Source organism: Capillibacterium thermochitinicola, from assembly GCF_013664685.1.
Lineage (GTDB): Bacteria > Bacillota > UBA4882 > UBA10575 > UBA10575 > Capillibacterium > Capillibacterium thermochitinicola.
On the sequence record NZ_JAAKDE010000079.1, the window covers coordinates 1 to 562 of the forward strand.

Here is a 562-nt window from a genome sequence, read left to right on the forward strand (position 1 = left end):
CCATCCATGGAGATTTTAACATTATGGGAGTCTAATAGCTTTATATAATCCGGGTTAGTAAAATGGCTGCCCTGATCACTATTGATAATCTCCGGCTTACGGTCATTCAATGCCCGTTTGAGGCAGATTAAGACAAATGCCTTGTCCAATGTGCTTGAAAGCTCATAATCAACTATACACCGGCTGTACCAGTCAATAATGACAAACAGATACATAAAGCCTTTTTTCATGCGGATATAAGTAATATCTATTCCCCAAACCTGATCAGGATGGTCTATGGGTAAATTCCTTAACAGATAAGGGCGAATGTATTTGGCGTGGTAGCGCTTACTCAAATTAGGTTTAGGGTAAATAGTATAAATCCCCATGTCTCGCATGATCCGGCGTACCTTCTTCGGATTGATTAACAAATGATCATCCCGCCTCAAAATGCGGGTAATGGTACGATAACCCCAAGTGGGATGGTAAGTGTGTACTTCATCAATTCGGCGCATGACAAGTAAGTCTTCATCAGATATTCGCTTCTGAGCGGGGGGTTGGCGATACACACTGGTGCGGTTAA

The 562-nt window shown here is 42.3% G+C and carries 1 protein-coding gene; it reads right to left on the bottom strand.

Going from position 1 to position 562, the window contains the following annotated elements:
- A partial coding sequence (locus G5B42_RS11635) for an IS3 family transposase (protein WP_181340636.1) occupies window positions 1-562 on the bottom strand: 562 nt, incomplete at both ends.